The following is a 12,419-nucleotide window of genomic DNA, read 5'->3' on the forward strand; positions in this document are numbered from 1 at the left end:
ACGGGGTCAGCGGAAAGGACAGCAGCCGGCCTCCTTTCCGGTGCCGGTCCGCGACAGCCGGACGGCGAGTGTGAGGGTGACGGACGCGGCCAGCAGGATCATGGAGCCGGCGGCGGCGATGCCGAGTTCGCCCCGTTCCAGGCCGAGTTTGTAGACGAGGGTCATCAGGACCTCGGTGGAGCCGCTGGGTCCGCCGTTGGTGAGCAGGAAGATCTCGGTGAAGACCCGCAGGGAGCGGATCGCGGCGAGCGTGAGCAGGATGGTGAAGGCGGGGCGCAGGGCGGGCAGGGTGACGTGCCAGAGCCTGCGGGCGACGCCGGCGCCGTCCGCGGCGGCGGCCTCGTACAGGGTCCGGTCGACGCCCGCGAGGGCCGCGATGAAGATCATCATGTCGTAGGGGGCGCCGCGCCACACGCCCACGGCCATGACCGACCACAGGGCGCTGTCGGGGCCGGCGAGGAACTGGGAGGGGCCTGCTCCCAGCCAGCCGAGGAGGGTGTTGACGGTTCCGTCGGCGGCCGGGTGGTAGAGGATCCGCCAGACCTCGGCGACCACCGCCATGGCCGTCACCGTCGGCAGGAAGACGGCGGTGCGTACGATCCACAGCCGGCGTGCGGTGCCCTCCAGCAGCAGGGCGAGGGCCAGTCCGAGGACCACCGAGCCGCCGGTCTGGCCGAGGGCCAGGACCACGGTGTGCCCGATGGCGTCGAGGAAGGCCCCGTCGGACACGACCTGCCGGTAGTTGGCCCATCCCACCCAGCGGTCGCCCAGGTAGGGCCGCACCTCGTGGAAGCTCATCTCGATCGCCCGCCACATGGGCAGGAACTTGAAGAGCGCGAAGAGCAGCAGCGCCGGGGCGAGGAACAGCCAGGGAGCGGCCCGGCCCCGCCACGGCCGCTGCATCAGGACGCTCCCTGCCTCTTCAGCTCCTCGGAGAAGGCGCCGGCGAGCTTTTCGAGGACGGCCCCGGGGTCGGAACCGCAGTCGGCGACCAGGCCGTTGAGGGCTTCGGCGGAGGCCTGGCGAAAGGGCGTCCACTCCTTGACGACCGGGGAGTAGCGGCCCGCCTCGCGGTAGACCTTGTCGAACACCTGCGCTCTTGTCGGCGCAGAACTGGTCCTTGAGGTGCTGCGCGGCCCGTACGGCCTCCGGGCCGCCGATGGCGGGCGCGAGGTTCCGGCCCTCGCCGGTGAAGTACTCGCCGCCCGCCGACCACAGGAAGCTGGAGAAGTACCAGTCCATGTAGCCGCGCTTGGTGGTGCCGGGGACCACGTAGCCGTAGGTGTCGGGCCGGCCGTTGCCGTCCGGGTCCCCGGTGGTGAAGGCGGTGGCCAGCGCGTCGAGCTGGTCCCAGTCGGCGGGCGGCGCGATGCCCAGCTTCTCCCGCCAGTCCTTGCGCACGAACAGGGCGAAGGTCTGCGCGGAGAAGGGGACTCCGTAGTACTTGCCGTCGGCGGCCCGGGCGGCCTCCCAGGAGGCGGGTATGAGCTGGTCGCCGCCCGCGAGCTCGGACTGCGCCACCTCGCGGACCAGGCCCTGCTTGACCAGGGTGCCGAGCTGCGCGGTGTCGTTGACGATCAGGCCGGGAGCTTCCGCTGCGCCGCGGCCTGCTGGAGTTTCGTCTCGAAGTCGTCGAACAGGGCGGTGACTTCGGCCTGGATGCCGGTGGACCGGGTGAAGGCGGCGGCCAGCTCCCTGTGGGTCTGCTCGGTGGGCGAGCCCGGGGGCTTGCGGACCCAGACGGTGAGCGGGGCCTTGTCGTCGCCGGCGCCGGAGGCGGCGTCCGGGTCACCGCCGCAGCCGGTGAGGGCGGTGAGGGCGAGGACCCCGGCCAGGGAGGTCGCCAAGGTGGTGGATGCGGCTCTGCGATTCATCGATCCAGCTGGTCAATAACTGTCTCAGCATCAATAAGTCATCCACATACATGGATTGCATGCACGGGGTCTTGTGCGGACCGGGCGGACGCTGCTATTCCATGCCATTAGGAAAGTTTCCTTACGATCGCCGGATCGTCAACGGGATGGAGACACCTTGAGACCCCCACGTGTTCGGCTGCGTTCCCTCGCCGGAGCCGGAACTCTCGTCAGCGCCCTGCTCATAGCCCTCACCACCGCACCCGGCGCCTCGGGCGCGCCGGCCGCTCCCGTCACCCACGAGGCGGAGAGCGCCACCATCTCCCGGGGCGCGGCCGAGTCCAACCACGCAGGATTCACCGGCAGCGGGTTCGTCAACTACGACAGCCTCAGCGGCAGTTACGTCGAGTGGACGGTCAACTCGGCCCAGGCCGGCACCGCCACGCTGGGCCTGCGCTACGCCAACGGCACCACCGCCAACCGCCCGATGACCATCACGGTCAACGGCACCGCCGTCGCGTCGAACAAGGCGTTCAACGGCACCGGAGCCTGGACCTCCTGGTCCACCACCAGCCTGAGCGCCGCCCTCAAGGCCGGCGCCAACACCATCCGGGCCACGGCCACCACCGCGGGCGGCGGCCCCAACGTCGACCACCTCACGGTCGACACCGGCACCACCCCGCCCGGGCCTGGCACCACCCCGGTCGGCATCAACGGCCGGCTCACCGTCTGCGGCACCAAGCTCTGCAACCAGTACGGCAAGCCCGTCCAGCTGCGCGGCATGAGCACCCACGGCACCCAGTGGTACGCGCAGTGCCTCACCGGCGGTTCGCTCGACGCCCTCGCGAAGGACTGGAACGCCGACGTCCTGCGCGTGTCCACGTACGTCCAGGAGGGCGGCTACGAGTCCGACCCGCAGAAGTTCACCGACCTCGCCCACTCGCTCATCGAGCAGGCCACGGCCCGCGGCATGTACGTGATCGTCGACTGGCACATGCTCGACCCGGGCGACCCGAACTACAACCTGGCCCGGGCCAAGACCTTCTTCAGCGCGATCGCGAACCGCCACAAGGGCAAGAACAACATCTTCTACGAGATCGCCAACGAGCCGAGCGGTGTGAGCTGGGCCGAGATCAAGAGCTACGCGGAGCAGATCATCCCGGTCATCCGGAACATCGACTCCGACGCACCGGTCCTGGTCGGCACCCGTGCCTGGTCCTCCTTCGGCGTCTCCGAGGACGGCAACGAGACCGAGGTCGTCAACAACCAGGTGAACGCGTCCAACATCATGTACACCTTCCACTTCTACGCGTACTCGCACCGCGAGGAGTACCTCGACACCCTCTCCCGCGCCGCCGACCGGATCCCCGTGTTCGTCACCGAGTTCGGCACGCAGAACTACGCCGGTGAGGGCTCCAACGACTTCGCCATGACGCAGAAGTACCTCGACCTGATGGCGGCCAAGAAGATCAGCTGGACGAACTGGAACTTCTCCGACGACAACCGCACCGGAGCCGTCTTCAAGCCGGGCACCTGCGACGCCAACGGCCCCTGGGCTGGGACCGGTTCGCTGGGGCCCGCCGGCGTCTGGATCCGCGACCGCATCCGCACCGCGGACAACTTCCCCACCGCCTGACGCTCCCCCGCCGGCCCCCTGAGCCCCACGGCCCCGTCCGGTACGCGCAACCGGGCGGGGCTCGGCGCTGGCCTGTACGTCACGTAGAGCGGCTACGACCCCGAGCAGCCGCTCGCCTGGTCGGACCTGGAGCCCCAGCCCTTCCTGACGGTCACCGTCCCCCCCGCTGTCACCTTCAGCGGGATCGTCTGGCTCTGGTTCGGGATGCCGATGTGGCATCGGCCGTGCTACGACGCGGATGAGGAGGACGGCCCCGGGGACAGGGGCGGGGCCGGCCGCGATATGTGAACCTTGGCTCAGTGGGACCACATCAGGTCAGGTCCGGTCAGGAGGACGCTCCATGCCCGACGAGGAACCGCGCACCGAGCTCGACGCGCGCTACAGCGACGAGCAGGCGACCGCGGTGCCGTGGTCGCAGGCCGTCACCCGGCTGGCGGAGGCGGAGCTCTACTGGCTCACGACCGTACGCCCCGACGCGCGGCCGCACGTCACGCCGCTGATCGGCGTCTGGGCCGACGGCGCACTGCACTTCTGTACCGGGCCGCAGGAGCGCAAGGCCAAGAACCTCCGGAGGAACGCGCACGTCGTCCTCACCACCGGCACGAACGCCCTGCACGAGGGCTTCGACCTGGTGGTCGAGGGCGAGGCGGCGCGCGTGACCGACCCGGCCCGGCTGCGCGCCCTGGCCGCCGCCTGGGAGGCGAAGTACGGCGCCGAATGGCACTTCGACGTGGGCGACGGCGTGTTCGTCAGCCCCGAGGCGGGCGAGGCCCTGGTCTTCGAGGTGGCCCCGCGCACCGCGTTCGGCTTCGGCAAGGGCGGCTACAGCCAGACGCGCTGGCTCTTCGCCTGACGCGTACCGCCGGCGCGGCCGCTGCCGGCGCGGCCGCCGCCGTCCACGAAGACGAGCGTGACCGCCACGGAGACGGCCGCCACGGCGGTGATCGCGGTGCCGGGCCCCAGGTACTGGGCCGCGCCGCCGGCGAGCGCGGCGCCGATCCCCTGCCAGGTCATCCGGCCGGCCGACTCCACGCCCTGGACCTGGCCGCGGACCGGGTCCGGGGTCAGTTCGAGCAGCCGCTCCTGGAGGGGCAGGGTGGCCGCGAACCCGGCTCCGGCGACGAACACGGCCGCCGCGGCGAGCAGGACCGGCGGCTCCGTCGCGAAGAGCAGGTACGGGACGGCGAGCAGCAGCCTCAGGGCGAAGGCGCAGCGGCGGCGCCGGTCGGCGGTCAGCAGGCGGCCGACGGCCAGGTCGCCGAGGAGCATGCCCGCCGATCCGGCGGCCAGGAAGGTCCCGGCGTGGTCGGGGTCGTAGGAGATGAACAGGGCCTCGCAGCCGACGATCAGGCCGTTGGGGACCCACAGGTTGAGCAGCAGCCGGCGCCGGCCGGGATCGGCGAAGAGGGCGGCGTTCGCGGTCCAGGTCTGCCGCAGCCCGGGGCGGCGGGTGAGGCGGATCGAGTGCTCCCGTACGGTGGCGGCCACGACGGCCAGGGCGAGTGCGGTCAGGGCGGCGGCGACCGCGAAGAGGCCCTGCGGGGACAGGAACCGCAGCAGTACGGCGCCGGCCGCGTAGCCGAGGATCGCCGTGCCCCCCGCGGTGATGTTCATCAGGGAGCGCGCCGGCACGTAGGCGGAGGCGGGCACCACCTCGGCGAGCAGGCCCAGCCGGGTGCCGGTACCGAGGGACTGGAAGAAGCCGAGCACCAGCAGCAGGGCGAACCGGACGGGCAGCGGCAGGCCGGGCACGGCCTGGGCCGCGACGCCCGCCAGCGAGAGCAGCTGGAGCACGACCAGCGTGCGCCGCGGGCGTTTTCCGTCGGCGACGGACATCAGGGTCAGGGCGCCGAGCACCGTGGCGAAGGTGGCGCCGTACATGCTGACGGCCGTCAGGAACGGCGAGCTGGTCTGCTCGTTGACGAGGGTGCCGAGCGCGAAGCCCGCCAGGGTGGTCGCGGCGGCCGTGAGGGTGAAGCCGGCGTACAGTCCGGCGAACTCGCCGGTGCGCAGCAGGTCGCGGTATCCGGTGGTGGAGGTTGCGGGGGCGGGAGCCGCATCGGGCTCAGACATGGGAGAAGGCATAAAAAAAGCCTTCGGACGCATGTGCGGGGCACGGGCGCCGGAGGCCAACGGGTGCATTTTAGCAGCGTTTCGACCCTCAGGCTCCGGCATCACCCTCCGTCACAACACGGCGATGCGGTGGCGGCGCCCGGACCGCATGATGAGACGGCGGGCGGCCTGCCGTGCGCACCTGCCAGGAGGACCGGCCGGAGGGAGCGAGATGCACGCGGAACGCTACGAACTGGTGTTTCCCGAGGGCGCCGAGGAGGGCCAGGACGTGGTCGTCGTCAGCCGTACGGACCGCACCGGCCCCGGCGGGCACCCCGTCTACCGCGACGTGACCGGCATCGTCCAGGCGGAGATCAGCGATCAGGCCGAGGTCCGCATGCTCCCGTCGAGCGGCCAGCAGGTGCCCGCCCACGGGGTCCAGGCCCGGCCGCTGCCCGGGTGACGCGCGTCCCCGGTAGGCTCGGCGGATGGCCAAGTACTTCGATGTGCACCCCGAAAACCCCCAGCCGCGCACGATCGGCAGCGTGGCGGACAGCATCCGCTCCGGCGCCCTCGTCGCGTACCCCACGGACTCGTGCTTCGCGCTGGGCTGCCAGCTGGGCAACCGCGAGGGCATGGCCCGGATCCGGTCGATCCGGAACCTGGACGAGCGGCACCACTTCACCCTCGTCTGCCAGAACTTCGCGCAGCTGGGCCAGTTCGTACACATCGACAACGACGTGTTCCGCGCGATCAAGGCCTCGACCCCGGGCCCGTACACCTTCATCCTCCGGGCGACGAACGAGGTGCCGCGCCAGCTGATGCACCCGAAGAAGAAGACGGTCGGGGTCCGGATCCCCGACCACGCCGTCACCCAGGCGCTGCTCGCCGAACTCGGTGAGCCGCTGCTCTCCAGCACCCTGCTGCTGCCCGACGAGGACGAGCCCATGACGCAGGGCTGGGAGATCAAGGAGCGGCTCGAGCACCTGGTGGACGCCGTCCTCGACTCAGGTGACTGCGGGACCAGGCCCACCACCGTCATCGACTACTCCAGCGGCGAGGCCGAGATCGTCCGCGCCGGCGCGGGCGACACGGACCGCTTCGAGTAGCCGCGCCTCACCCCTGGTGGGCCAGTTCGCGCACGGTGGCCATGTCGCTGAAGGGGATCAGTTCCTCGCCGACGATCTGGTGCGGCTCGCTGCCCTTGCCGGCGATCAGCACCGTGTCGGCGGGGTCCGCCGCGGACAGCGCGAACGCGATCGCCTCCCGGCGGTCGGTGAACCGCTCGAAGGGCGTACCCGTCGCCGCGAGGCCGGGGCTGATCTGGTCCAGGATGGCCTCGGGGTCCTCGTGGCGGGGGTTGTCCGAGGTGAGGACGCACAGGTCGGAATGGGTCCCGGCGATGCTGCCCATTTCGGCGCGCTTGGTCGTGTCCCGGTCCCCGCCGCAGCCGAAGACGGTGATGACGCGGCCGCGGGCGAAGCCCCGGATCGTGGTGAGGACCTTGTCCAGGGAGTCCGGCGAGTGCGCGTAGTCGACGACCACCGAGGTGCCGAGCGGGGTGCGGAAGCGCTCGAACCGGCCGGGGACGGGCGGCATCCGGTCCAGGGCGGCGACCAGCGGGCCCATCTCGTGGCCCAGCAGGTGGCAGGCCGCCAGGGTGCCCAGGGCGTTGGCCACCGAGAACCGGCCGGGCACGGGGATCGAGGCCGGGTAGGCGTGCCCGTCGTGGTGCAGGGTGAACCGCGTGCCGGAGGCGCTCACGACGAGGTCGGTGGCCTGGTAGTCGGCCGGGGCGTCCAGGGCGTACGTGGTCACCGCGCCCGGCATCATCGACGGGATGCGGGCGCCCACGGGGTCGTCCACGTTCACCACGGCGCGCCGGCACAGCCCCTGGAACAGGCGCAGCTTGGCATCGCGGTAGTTGGCCATCGTCCCGTGATCGTCCAGATGGTCCTGGGTCAGGTTGGTGAAGACGCCGACGTCAATGAAGGTCCGGTCCACGCGGTGGGTGAGCAGGGCCATCGAGGTGGCCTCGAGCACCGCGCTCCCGGTCCCTCGGTCGCGCATATAACCCAGGAGGTACTGGAGGTCGGGTGATTCCGGCGTGGTCAGCACGGATCGCGGCATCGGGATGAGCTCGTCGCCGATGCGGCTGCCGGCCGTCCCGATCACCCCGACCTTCGCGCCCTCCGCGATGCGCAGGACGGATTCGACCATGTACGACACCGACGTTTTGCCGTTGGTGCCGGTGATCGCCACCATGTCCATCTGCCGGCCCGGTTCGCCGAAGTACCGGGAGGCCACGACCGCGGCGGCCGTCCGGGTGTCCGGTACCCGTACGGCGCACGCGCCCGGGGGCCACGTCGTCTCGGGGCGGCCGTCCGCTCCGCCGTCGACGAGCACCGCGGCGGCGCCCCTCGCGAGGGCGGCCGGCACCGAGACCGGGCCGCCCTCCTCGTGGCCCGGCACCGCGACGAACACCGACCCCGGCAGCACCCGCTCCACGTCGAAGGTGATTCCGGCGGTGACGCGCGTCTTGTCCGGGGCGCCCCGGAGCACGTGGTGCTCCTGCCCGGCCAGCAAATCGCTCAGCTTCACAAAGATCCCTTCGAGGCGGCTCGGCCCCGATGGTGCGGGCCGCGGCCGGGCGACGGTCTGCGACGGCACGCCGGAGACCGCGGTGGTGACTTCGTCCGTCCGCTCTTCCGGTGGCAGGGCCTGAGGCGGCGCCGGACGTGTCGGTCGTCCCGGCGGGGAAGGCGTGGCGGACGTACGTGAAGGGCGGCGGGCCGGCCACGGAGGCCGGCCCGGTCCGCGGAGGATCGCTAGCCGTGGCCGTGCAGGGCGATACGGCGCGTCTCGGGCACCTCGGCCACGGCCACGGCCGCGGTGTCCGGGCCTACGGCAGCCGGTCCGGCGGCGAGCGGGCGCACGGCGGAGGCGGCCCGCGGCGGCGGGCACTCCCTCGACGAACGTGTGCGACCCATGGGCCGAGTGTACGGCCGCCGGGGCGGTACGGAATCCACCGTGCGGCCGTGAGGAGGCGGGGCCGGCCGAAGGGGCGGGGCCGGTCCTCAGCCCTCGTAGTTGGTCAGGACGCACCCTTCGACCTGGGACTTCTCCAGCCGGTAGCCCGCCGGGGCGCTGAAGCCGGGCCGGCATTCCAAGGTGAGGAACTGCAACTGGTAGAGGCCGTGCCGGACCGCGGGGCTGTTGGTCTCCACGGCGATGTTCTCGCCGACCAGCAGTCGGCTGGCGGTGGCCTTGAGGCGGCCGTCGTCCTTCAGGTCGGCCTGCTGGGCGGCCTTCGCCTTGGTCTGCAGCAGCTTCATGTCACGTACGACATCGAGCCAGTTCAGGTCGTGGGCGCGGCGGTCCCCCGCCAGGTTCCCGCAGATCGCCCGCTCCTTGATCCCCCACGCCAGCTGGTCCCCGGTCACGACCGGCGCGTAGTCGATGGACTCGACGGCGACGGCGTCGGGGGCGGTGGACATGTTCGTGCAGTCGACGGTGTGCGGGTGGACGAGCTCCTTCAGCTCGGCGAGGCTGCCGGCCCGGGGCAGGCCCAGGCTGCCCTGCACCGGCTGGCCCGGCTTGGCGGACGCGCCGCCCGCGGCCGGATCCTCCTGCGGGGTCTCGAAGTTCGGGCTGCCGCTGCCGTCGGTGCTGCCGACGAAGTCGCTGAGCACGCAGCCGTCGACCAGGGCCGCCTCCTTCTTGTACCCCTTGGGCACGGCGAAGGTCGGGTTGCAGGTGAGGATGCGCAGGTCCGACGTGGCGAGGGCGAGGGCCGTCTTGGTCTCGGTCGGTGTGACGGCGAAGTTCCGGCCGACGAACACCCGGCTGTTCAGGCCGTAGGTGCCGTTGCCCCCGGCGATCTTGTCCATGACGCGCTGCTTGTAGCCCGCCTGGAACTCCTTCATGTCCGAGGCCATGTAGAAGATGATCTCGCCGTGCTCGGTGCGGTCGGTGCACACGCCGCGCTCGGTCACCGACCACTTCCCGACCGTCGTGAGGTCGCTGAGCGGCAGCCTGCTGTCACCCGGCTCGGTGCCCATCTTCTCGCACGAGGCGTACTGCTGGACGTACTTCTGCGCCTCGGCCAGGGAGGCGGGCGCAGGCGCCGAGGGGCCCCCGACGCCCGGCGGTACGGTCGCCGACCGGCCGGGCTCGGCGTCCTCGCAGGCCGCGAGCGTGCTGAGGGAGACGAGGAGGACGGTCGCGGTGAGGGTCCGCTTGATGCGCATGAGGTGCTTTCGTCGGGCTGGGCACGCGGGGGTGCGCGTGGCGTGCACATGCTAGGCAACAACACCGCTGTCGATCAAAGCCGTTCGCCGCTCAGCGCCGGATCGTCGCGGCCGCTCCCACGATGACGGTGCCGAGCGAGCAGGTGAGCATGACGGCCCGCAGCCGGCCGGCGTTCGCGCTGGTGATGACGGTCTGCAGCCGTTCCAGCAGCCCGTCCTGGCCCTCGTCGCCCTCGACCTCGTCGCCGTCTTCCTCGTCGCCGTCCCGGCCGTCCCGGCTGTTCCGGCTGTTCCGGCTGTTCCGGCTGTTCCGGCCGGAGGCCTCGTCCCGCCCCGGCTCCCTCGGGGCATCGGGCGCGGGGCTCCGGTGCAGGAGCGCGCAGTGGACGCAGGGGGCGCGGTCACCGTCGGCGGCGTCGAGCCAGTACGCGCCGTCGAGCACCGCGTACGTCTCTGGGGTGGTGGCTTCCATGTCCTTGCAACTGCCCCGCGAGCGGGTCGGGTACGAGCCGGGTGGCGGTCGCAACCGAATCGGTATCAGCGCGTCCGCATCCCGTCGTCCCCGGCTTCGCCGGGCGCCGACACCTGGTGGATGCGCAGGGCGAGTTGCAGTTCGAGGGCCCGCTCCGGAAGGTGCCAGTCCCGGCCGAGGAGCCGCCCGATGCGGTCCAGGCGCTGCACCACCGTGTTGACGTGGACGTGGAGGGCCGCCCGGGTCTTGGCCTGGCTCATGCCCAGCGCGAAGTAGGTCCGCAGGGTGTGGGTGAGGTCGGTGCCGCGCTTCGCGTCGTAGTCCAGGAGCGGTCCCAGGATCTGCCGTACGTAGCCCCCCAGGTCCGTCTGGTCGCCGAGCAGGAGGCCGACGAAGCCCAGGTCCGCGAGGGCGGCGCCGGTCCCCCGGTGGCCCAGGGCGTGCAGGGCGGCCAGGCAGCGGCGGGCCTCGGCGTGCGCTTCGGCGAAGTCCGGCGGTCCGGTCACCGGGCGGCCCGCCGTCCCGACGGTGACCGGGACGTTCACGGCCTGGCCCAGTTCGGCGGCGAGCGAGGCGGCGCAGGAACTGGGGGTGTCGGAGGGGCAGATGAGGACCACGTCGTCGTGGTGCTGGCCGGCCAGCCCCTTGCGGGCCTGCGCGGTGCGGGCGGCCGCGGCCAGCAGCCGCGGGCGGGGGACGGTGTCGGCGTGCAGGACGAACACCGCGTGCGGCTGGCCGAGGTTCACGCCGAGCCGGCGGGCCCGCGCCGACAGGCCGGCGGGGTCGGCGGCCCGGGTGAGGAGGTCGCCCAGCAGTTCGCCCCGTACGCGGTCCTCGGTTTCGGCGACCGAGCGGCGCAGGAGCAGCAGCAGGGCGGTGACGACGCTGGCCCGTTCGAAGAGCCGGCGGTCGGCGTCGTCGAGGTCGGGGCGGCCGGTCAGGGCGATGCTGCCGAGGAGTTCGTGTCCGGCGAGGACCGCGCACACCCAGGTGCCCTGGACCGGGACCGCGCGGCCGCCCGCCCGTGAGGCGGCCACGGCCTGGGGCGGCGGGGGCTGCGGGTCGGCGCCCGCCCGGGCGAGTTCGGTGCCGTCCGCGTCGTGGATGAGCATGCCGCCCTGCAGGACGGTGCCGATGGCGGTGGCGACCTCGGTGATGCCCGCCCCGCGCAGCACCAGGTCGGTCAGCCGGTCGTGGGCGTCCTCGGCGCGCCGCATGGCCCGGCTGTGGGCCTCGATCGTCTGGGAGGCCGCGTTGAGGTCGACCAGTGCGCTACGGGTCTCCTCCAGGAGCCGGGCGCTGTCGATGGCGATGGCGGCGTGGTCGGCGAGCGAGGCGAGCAGGGCGACCTCGTCCGGGGTGAAGGTACGGGCGGTGCGGTCGGCGGCGTAGAGCACGCCGATCACACGCGTGCCCAGGCCCAGCGGTACCCCGAGGATGGCCCGCAGGCCCTCCTCCGCGACGGCGCTGTCGATCGTCGCGGTGTGCTTGAACCGCGGGTCGTCGCGGTAGTCGCCGGTGGTGTAGGGGCGGGCCGTCTCGGCGACGAGTCCGCCCAGCCCCTCCCCCATGCCCAGGCGCACCTGCTGGAAGGCGGCGGAGACCGAGCCGTCGGTCACCCGCATGTAGGTGTCGCCGGCCTCGTCGTCGTTGAGGGAGAGGTAGGTGACGTCCGTACCGAGGAGGAGTTTGGCGCGGTGGACGATGGCCCGCAGGACGGCGTCCAGGTCGCGCAGTGCCGCCAGGTCTCCGGCGGTGTCGAAGAGGGCCGCCAGTTCCGCCTCGCGCCGGCGGTGCTGGCTGAGCGTGCGGCGGATGGCGAGCGCGACCCGGGTGGCCTCGTCGATCTCCTGGGCCCGGGCCGCGGAGAGGCCGGTCTGCCGGGCGGCCTCGGCCGGCAGCGCGAAGTGTTCGGCGGGCGCGCCCTCGGCGAGCAGGTCCAGCAGCCGGCGCAGCACGGTCCACGCCTCGCCGTCGCCGGGGCTCTTCGCTGTGGTGGGCATGTCGGGCTCTCCGTGGTACGGGGCCGGGCGGCGCGGGCGGGAGCGGGCGCGGGCGGGGGGGGGGGGGCGGGGGAATAGTTGGTTTAAAAAAAAAAAGCAGGCGCCGGAAGGGGGGGGGTTTGTTAGGGGGGGGGGGGGGTAAATTAAAAAATG

At 72.2% G+C, this 12,419-nt stretch carries 12 protein-coding genes; 4 read left to right on the plus strand and 8 right to left on the minus strand.

The features are described 5' to 3' along the window. Positions 1 to 6: 6 nt before the first annotated feature. Positions 7 to 1,581: an extracellular solute-binding protein gene (locus ACFWP3_RS09505; RefSeq protein ID WP_384218090.1), complete on the minus strand. Its 1,575-nt coding sequence runs from the start codon at positions 1,579 to 1,581 to the stop codon at positions 7 to 9. Then, complete coding sequence (locus tag ACFWP3_RS09510; protein WP_384218058.1) at positions 1,578 to 1,874, minus strand: hypothetical protein; 297 nt, start codon at positions 1,872 to 1,874, stop codon at positions 1,578 to 1,580. Before ACFWP3_RS09510 ends, ACFWP3_RS09505 begins: the two co-directional genes overlap by 4 nt. Before the next feature lie 73 nt (positions 1,875 to 1,947). Between ACFWP3_RS09510 and ACFWP3_RS09515 the strand changes: the two genes are divergently transcribed. Together ACFWP3_RS09515 and ACFWP3_RS09520 are read left to right on the plus strand one after the other, a co-directional pair. Further along, a complete protein-coding gene (locus ACFWP3_RS09515) occupies positions 1,948 to 3,489 on the plus strand; it encodes a cellulase family glycosylhydrolase (RefSeq protein WP_384218061.1) in 1,542 nt (513 codons plus the stop codon). Positions 3,490 to 3,829: 340 nt separating this feature from the next. Next, positions 3,830 to 4,342: a pyridoxamine 5'-phosphate oxidase family protein gene (locus ACFWP3_RS09520; protein WP_384218063.1), complete on the plus strand. Its 513-nt coding sequence runs from the start codon at positions 3,830 to 3,832 to the stop codon at positions 4,340 to 4,342. Here the strand turns inward: ACFWP3_RS09520 and ACFWP3_RS09525 are convergent. Further along, positions 4,312 to 5,562, minus strand: coding sequence for an MFS transporter (locus ACFWP3_RS09525; protein WP_384218066.1), 1,251 nt, complete (start codon positions 5,560 to 5,562; stop codon positions 4,312 to 4,314). The two genes, ACFWP3_RS09520 and ACFWP3_RS09525, sit on opposite strands and share 31 nt — an antisense overlap. 211 nt (positions 5,563 to 5,773) lie before the next feature. On the opposite strand from ACFWP3_RS09525, the gene ACFWP3_RS09530 reads away from it, so the two are divergent. Both ACFWP3_RS09530 and ACFWP3_RS09535 read left to right on the plus strand, forming a co-directional pair. Next, the gene (locus ACFWP3_RS09530) at positions 5,774 to 6,004 is read left to right on the plus strand and encodes a DUF6296 family protein (protein ID WP_384218068.1); all 231 of its coding nucleotides are present in this window, start codon (positions 5,774 to 5,776) and stop codon (positions 6,002 to 6,004) included. A gap of 25 nt (positions 6,005 to 6,029) precedes the next feature. Continuing rightward, positions 6,030 to 6,650, plus strand: coding sequence for an L-threonylcarbamoyladenylate synthase (locus tag ACFWP3_RS09535; RefSeq protein ID WP_362306304.1), 621 nt, complete (start codon positions 6,030 to 6,032; stop codon positions 6,648 to 6,650). A gap of 7 nt (positions 6,651 to 6,657) precedes the next feature. Here ACFWP3_RS09535 and ACFWP3_RS09540 read toward each other — a convergent pair whose 3' ends face one another. From ACFWP3_RS09540 to ACFWP3_RS09560, 5 genes are all read right to left on the minus strand, one after another. Continuing rightward, on the minus strand, positions 6,658 to 8,142 hold the full coding sequence (locus ACFWP3_RS09540; protein ID WP_384218071.1) for a UDP-N-acetylmuramoyl-L-alanyl-D-glutamate--2,6-diaminopimelate ligase: 1,485 nt from the start codon (positions 8,140 to 8,142) through the stop codon (positions 6,658 to 6,660). 227 nt (positions 8,143 to 8,369) lie between these two features. After that, positions 8,370 to 8,531, minus strand: coding sequence for a hypothetical protein (locus tag ACFWP3_RS09545; RefSeq protein WP_384218073.1), 162 nt, complete (start codon positions 8,529 to 8,531; stop codon positions 8,370 to 8,372). 87 nt (positions 8,532 to 8,618) lie between these two features. Then, positions 8,619 to 9,791, minus strand: coding sequence for a hypothetical protein (locus ACFWP3_RS09550; RefSeq protein WP_384218075.1), 1,173 nt, complete (start codon positions 9,789 to 9,791; stop codon positions 8,619 to 8,621). 91 nt (positions 9,792 to 9,882) lie between these two features. Then, the gene (locus ACFWP3_RS09555; protein ID WP_384218078.1) at positions 9,883 to 10,263 is read right to left on the minus strand and encodes a hypothetical protein; all 381 of its coding nucleotides are present in this window, start codon (positions 10,261 to 10,263) and stop codon (positions 9,883 to 9,885) included. A 65-nt stretch (positions 10,264 to 10,328) separates the two neighbouring features. Further along, the gene (locus tag ACFWP3_RS09560) at positions 10,329 to 12,266 is read right to left on the minus strand and encodes a helix-turn-helix domain-containing protein (protein WP_384218080.1); all 1,938 of its coding nucleotides are present in this window, start codon (positions 12,264 to 12,266) and stop codon (positions 10,329 to 10,331) included. Between the last annotated feature and the right edge of the window lie 153 nt (positions 12,267 to 12,419).

Source organism: Streptomyces sp. NPDC058525 (genome assembly GCF_042719495.1).
GTDB lineage: Bacteria > Actinomycetota > Actinomycetes > Streptomycetales > Streptomycetaceae > Streptomyces.